The organism is Pedobacter sp. ASV12, from assembly GCF_016429155.1.
Lineage (GTDB): Bacteria > Bacteroidota > Bacteroidia > Sphingobacteriales > Sphingobacteriaceae > Pedobacter.
This window is the reverse complement of sequence record NZ_JAELUC010000130.1, coordinates 1-6191: the sequence shown is the minus strand read 5'-3', so window position 1 is coordinate 6191 and position 6191 is coordinate 1. Positions and strand designations below refer to the sequence as shown.

Here is a 6191-nt window from a genome sequence, read left to right as displayed (position 1 = left end):
CCCCCCCCCCCCCCCCCCCCCCCCCCCCCCCCCCCCCCCCCCCCCCCCCCCCCTTTTAGATGTGTATAAGAGACAGGGGTATTATTGCCGACAAATGGCTCAATGCCGAAAAACTATATGCCATTCTGCATATTCTTTATGCCGGAGCCATGTTTTACCTTCCACAGGTAAACGACCCGCATACCTTTTTCTGGATCATACTCATTGCCATGTGCTTCTATATGCCAACCATTGCATTAAGCAATTCCATATCCTATACTACGCTCAAATCGGGTGGCCTCGATGTGGTCAAAGATTTTCCGCCCATCCGTGTTTGGGGTACCATTGGCTTTATTGTGGCTATGTGGATCACCAATCTTACCGGCAATAAAGCTAGCGTAAACCAGTTTTACATTGCAGGTATCAGCGCCTTGGCATTGGGCATCTATTCTTTTTCCCTGCCTAAATGTCCGCCTCAAAGAACCAGTGAAAAAAAATCATTTGTCCAAAAGATCGGCTTGGAAGCCTTCAAATTGTTTGGCACCTATAAAATGGCTGTTTTCTTTATCTTTTCGATGTTTCTGGGTGGCGCTTTGCAATTGACCAACGCTTATGGTGACGTATTTTTAGATGAATTTAAGATGTTTCCTGCCTATGCAGAGTCGTTCGTAATCAAGTACTCGACCATCATTTTGTCGATTTCGCAGATTTCTGAAACCCTATTCATCTTGGCCATTCCATTCTTTTTAAAACGTTATGGCATCAAAAAGGTAATGGTAATAGCAATGGTAGCTTGGGTATTCAGGTTTGGTTTGTTTGCCTATGGCAACCCAACTGGTGGACTTTGGATGATTATCCTATCGTGCATTGTATACGGCATGGCCTTCGATTTCTTTAACATTTCGGGTTCTTTGTTTGTAGAAAGCTCAACAACCGCTAAAACCCGTTCTTCTGCACAAGGCCTGTTCATGATGATGACCAATGGCTTCGGTGCCATTTTGGGCAGCTTGGTTTCGGGCTGGATGATCCAGAAGTACTTTACCACCAGCTTCACCGCCGTTCAGCCTTTGGCCAATCTGGTAGGCTCCGATGTCAAGGATTCGCATTTGATCCAATTCTTAAAAAACCAAGGTATCGAAGTGCTTGCCAACGGTAACCTGAGCAAAGCCATTGAAGTAAAAAACTGGCATGACATCTGGCTTTCATTTACCATTTATGCCTTAGTAATTACCGTGCTGTTTGTCATCTTCTTTAAACATAAACATACCAAAGCCGAGGCCAAAGTAATCGAAGCCATTACCCACTAATATCCCTACCCAGCAGATGTCATCCGTAAAACTCAGAAAAGAAAAAGACTGTTTAAATTGTGGCCATATTGTAGAAGAGCATTTCTGCCCGCATTGCGGCCAGGAAAACATTGTGGTCAAGGAAGATGCCTTTCACATGGTTTCCCATGCCATAGCAGATTATTTTCACTTTGAGCATAAGTTTTTCAAGACCCTAAAACCGCTATTGCTTAAACCGGGCCAGCTGACCAAGGAATACGTAGCCGGCAAAAGGGTTTCGTTTATCCACCCTATCCGTCTGTATATTTTTGTCAGTATTGTTTTCTTCCTGTTTATTTTAGGGGGAGGCGAAAAGGAGAAAAAAGAGCCGGCACCCAAAAAAGCAACGGCTACAGTGCCACTCAGCAAAAAAGACAGCCTGCAAAAAGATAAATTAAAGGCAGTTGAAGATGCCATCCAGTACGTTCCGATGAATGCGAGCATAAAAGACAGCATCATGAAGGAAGCCAAAAAGAATATTGATGCCGATAAAGACGAAAATATCGAAATCAACCTCGACGAAGGCAGAAAAAAGGGGAAATGGGGATTTTCCAAATTGTCCGGAAAAGACTCTACCGTAGCCGACTACGAAAAACACCAAGCGGCCCTGCCAGCTGCAAAGAGAGACGGCTTTATCAAGCACTATTTTGTAAAAAGAAGCATAGAGCTGAACCAATATGAAGATCCGCAAAAGAAATTCATGGAGGATCTGATGCATAACATTCCTAAAATGATGTTCTTGTTGTTGCCTATGTTTGCGCTGATCCTCAAACTGGTCTACATCAACAAGAACAAATACTATTACGAACACCTCATTTATTCCTTCCACCTGCATTCGGCTATTTTTCTGAGTGTCCTGATTACGATGCTGCTTAGGTGGCTGTTCGGCTTTGTTTACGACATCAGTGGCTGGCTGGAATTTGGTTGCACCATCTATATCATCTGGTATGTATACCGCTCGTTGCGTACCTTCTACAACAGCAGCAGATGGATAACGGTGCTCAAAATATTCTTTTTAAGCTTCTGTTATACTTTTGTATTTACCCTTTGTTTCTTGATCATTATAGCCGTTAGCTTTGCTATGGCTTAATACTCCTTAAATAACGTTAAATGTCTGCCGGAAAATATAGAAAAGATCATACCTGCCTCAACTGTGGCTTCCATGTAGAAGAACATTACTGCAGCAGATGCGGGCAAGCCAACCTGGAACTCAAGGAAAATTTATGGCATTTCATTACCCATAGCATTGCCCACTATTTCCATTTCGACAACAAGTTTTTCAAGACGCTGAGTCCCCTGCTTACCAAGCCAGGACAGGTAACGCTCGATTATTTGGCTGGCAAACGGGCCAGGTACATCAACCCGGTAAACATGTACATCTTTGTGTCAATTATTTACTTTTTGGTCGCCTATTCGCCTAAACGCCACGAAAAACCCGAAGTAGAAACACAAACCGAAAAAGCCATTGGGCAGAATGACAAAACCGTCGACAGCATCAACAATGTATTGGCAGATGCCGGTCTTGACAAGGCTATCGGCAAAAAAGCAACCCAAACCATTGCTGCGCAACTGGAGCGAGAACAATTCAGGAAAATGAGTTTCAAAAACCAGGAATTTGTGTTGCAAAAACTTGATTCGCAATACAAAGCGAATAAATCAGATGTGCTGGCCAAAACAATCGACAAATACAAGGAAATACACACCGTACGCAACGACAGCACCTACGAAGCCTACCTGGCGCGCCAAAACAAGCTTCCCCTGCTGCAGCGCGACGGCTGGTTTCAACGCTTCGTTAAAAAGAGAAGCTTCGGCATTGGCGAGAACTCTGAGCTCATTAACGAAAAGCTCGAACACAACAGGCCTAAGCAGTACTTCCTGCTGATGCCTTTAATGGCGCTTTTTATCATGGTCAATTTTAGGAAGAACCATATCTATTACATGGACCACCTCATTTTTACCATCCATGGTATGACGGCGTTCTTTTTGATCTCGATCATCACACAAACCTTAACCAAATACATCTTCGGGCCACATTCAACCATCAGCGATTTGATCAACGTAGCCATGCTGGGCTGGATCTTGTGGTATATGTATAAGGCATTAACGCTATTTTACCAAAGAAAGCGCAAAACCACCATTTGGCGGATGATCTGGATTTTTGTACTTTATGGCATTTCCATTAAAATTACCGAAGTCATCATCGTCAACGTGATCTACTACCTGGCCATGTAATTGGCTGGTACCAAAAATCAAAAAGGCCGATGCAAATTGCATCGGCCTTTTTGATGGATCTATTTCTCGATTTTATCTTTTGTCGATTGGCACAAACTCCATGTTCACGTCGCCTACGTATACTTGGCGCGGACGGCCGATTGGCTCTTTGTTTTCGTGCATTTCTTTCCACTGCGCAATCCATCCCGGCAAACGGCCCAAGGCAAACAATACGGTAAACATATCGGTTGGGAAGCCCAAAGCCCTGTAGATAATGCCCGAATAGAAATCTACGTTAGGATAAAGCTTGCGGTCGATGAAGTAAGGATCGTTCAGGGCTGCCTCTTCCAGTTTTTTGGCAATTTCCAGTACCGGATCGTTGATGCCTAATTTCTCCAGGATATCGTCGCAGGCCTTTTTAATGATTCTTGCCCTAGGATCGAAGTTTTTATAAACACGGTGCCCAAAGCCCATCATACGGAAAGGATCGTTTTTGTCTTTAGCTTTATTGATCCATTTTTCGGTATCGCCGCCGTCTGCTTTAATCAGCTCTAGCATTTCGATTACCGCCTGGTTGGCCCCGCCATGCAACGGACCCCAAAGCGCCGAAATACCAGCTGATATCGAAGCGTAAAGGTTACAATCAGACGAACCTACCATCCTAACCGTAGAGGCCGAACAGTTTTGTTCGTGGTCTGCGTGCAAAATAAGCAGGGTATTCATGGCGCTTACTACCACAGGATCGATTTCTACGTCTTCTGTGCGCTGACCAAAAATCATGTGCAGAAAGTTGGTTACATAATCGAACTTGTTTTTAGGGTAGATCAGCGGATGGCCTAACGATTTTTTATAGATGAAAGACACAATAGTTGGGAACTTGGCCAGCAACTTGATCATGGTCAGGTTCATTTCCTCTTTAGATGAGTTGGCGTTAAGCGACTCGGGGTAGAAAGTTGACAACGAACAAACCAACGAAGCCAATTGAGCCATCGGATGTGATTTAGACGGATAGCCATCTAAGAATTTTTTCATATCCTCATGGATCAGGGTGTGTCTGCTGATCTGCTTTTGAAAATCTTCCAGTTCTTCTTTTTTAGGCAAAACACCATAAATCAACAAATAGGCTACTTCCAAAAAAGTAGATTTTTCCGCCAATTGCTCAATCGGGTAGCCACGGTATTTCAAAATGCCTTCTTCGCCATCCAAAAAAGTAATGGCACTTTTGGTAGAACCTGTGTTCTTATAACCTAAATCTAAAGTAATGTGACCTGTAAGGTCTCTTAATTTTGAAATATCGATGGCCTTCTCTCCTTCGGTTCCAGTAATAACCGGAAATTCGTAGGTCTTACCGTCTATCTTAATTTCTGCAATAGCTGACATATATCTTATAATTTATAAATAACAAAAATAGTTAATCTGAATTTAAATTGAGGGTTCCTAACCTAACAAAACTGTTAAGTTATTGTTAATTTAGGCCAAAAACCAAGGTTTTTACACTGAAATTATTTGGCTTTGATTTCTTCGGTTACCGCACCGCACTCCAACATTTCGCTGCCATAGTATGGATTTTGGATTTTCTTTTCAGACGAAAGCCAATCTCCCCCATCGCCTTTGTTGGCCATAGGGCAATGCTGTACAAAAATGGTTCCTTTGGTCAATGCGGCATGCTTAAACAAGGCGATAACGTCTGAACTCAGAGCCGTAAACTCTTTCCGCTGGACAACAATATCTTTGGCATCGGCAATTTTTTGGGCCGTTACGGCTGTATTCTCGCAACCATTAAAGGTTTTTAACGAGCCTGCCAGCTTTTGCGCGGCTGTTTGGGCATCAGTCATTTTAGTGGCTACCAAAGCATCTTTCAATACGATATAGTCATGATAGATATCCTGTAGCTTTGCATCTTTGAAAGTGATGGTGGCCGCAGTAGCTACGGCAACTGTTTTGGCTGTGCTGTCTTTGGTGGTAGTGCCTGATGAATTGGTATTGGTTTGGCAAGCCGCCAATACCATAAGGGCTGCAACCCCGAAATAATTTCTCATCTGATGTTTCTATTTGGTTAACGATTACACCATGTTTTGTCGGAAACAGAGGCGTAATTGCATAGATTTTGTTTTTTGCTCAAAATAGCATTTATAATTCTAAAATAGCAAAAAAGCCTTCAAAATTTTGAAGGCTTGACTTTTAAATTAGATTTTAATTAAAATGAGATTAGAAAACGGCTACAATTTGAAATTATAGCCTAAACTAAGTGTGTATTGGCCGGTTTTCATAAAGTAGAGAGATGACGAACTATCGTTGACGTAACCTTCATATCTTGCAGCAATATCAAAGCCCTTGGCAAATTCATAGCCCAAGCCTCCCGTATAAATGAAATTCATTTTGGCGCCATCCTTAATGGCTAAACCAGTGCCCAAACCTGTACTTAGGTACATTCTTTCGATGGCAAATACCTTAACGCCGCCCATTAAAGGAATAAAGGAAAAGTCTAAAGGACTGTTTTTCCATTTAAGCTTGGTATAGCCACCCGAAGCCGTTAATGCCACATTTTTGCTCAAATCGTACTGCAAACGCAAGCTGCCGCCAAAGCCATAATCCATTTCAGATTGATCAGGAAACAAACCTCCAAATGCACCTACTCCTATCTTAAACGCCATACCCTGTCTCTTATACACATCT

Annotated in this window: 6 protein-coding genes; 3 read left to right on the top strand and 3 right to left on the bottom strand. The window is 42.7% G+C overall.

Going from position 1 to position 6191, the window contains the following annotated elements:
* Positions 1 to 59: 59 nt before the first annotated feature.
* The 3 genes from JHD69_RS18685 to JHD69_RS18675 are packed head-to-tail and all read left to right on the top strand — an operon-like array spanning position 60 to position 3536.
* On the top strand, positions 60 to 1286 hold the full coding sequence (locus JHD69_RS18685; RefSeq protein ID WP_199141860.1) for an MFS transporter: 1227 nt from the start codon (positions 60 to 62) through the stop codon (positions 1284 to 1286).
* Between the two features lie 16 nt (positions 1287 to 1302).
* Complete coding sequence (locus JHD69_RS18680) at positions 1303 to 2394, top strand: DUF3667 domain-containing protein (protein WP_199141859.1); 1092 nt, start codon at positions 1303 to 1305, stop codon at positions 2392 to 2394.
* A 20-nt stretch (positions 2395 to 2414) separates the two neighbouring features.
* Positions 2415 to 3536 (top strand): DUF3667 domain-containing protein, encoded by a 1122-nt coding sequence (locus JHD69_RS18675; RefSeq protein ID WP_199141858.1) that lies wholly within the window; start codon positions 2415 to 2417, stop codon positions 3534 to 3536.
* Positions 3537 to 3608: 72 nt separating this feature from the next.
* On the opposite strand, the gene JHD69_RS18670 is transcribed toward JHD69_RS18675, so the two are convergent.
* From JHD69_RS18670 to JHD69_RS18660, 3 genes are all read right to left on the bottom strand, one after another.
* Positions 3609 to 4895 carry a citrate synthase gene (locus tag JHD69_RS18670; RefSeq protein WP_199141857.1) on the bottom strand — a complete coding sequence of 429 codons (1287 nt, stop codon included), beginning with the start codon at positions 4893 to 4895 and terminating at the stop codon, positions 3609 to 3611.
* Positions 4896 to 5017: 122 nt separating this feature from the next.
* A complete protein-coding gene (locus JHD69_RS18665) occupies positions 5018 to 5554 on the bottom strand; it encodes a DUF3347 domain-containing protein (RefSeq protein WP_199141856.1) in 537 nt (178 codons plus the stop codon).
* A gap of 180 nt (positions 5555 to 5734) precedes the next feature.
* Positions 5735 to 6191 (bottom strand): hypothetical protein (locus JHD69_RS18660; protein WP_199141855.1); only part of this gene is annotated, 457 nt, incomplete at its 5' end.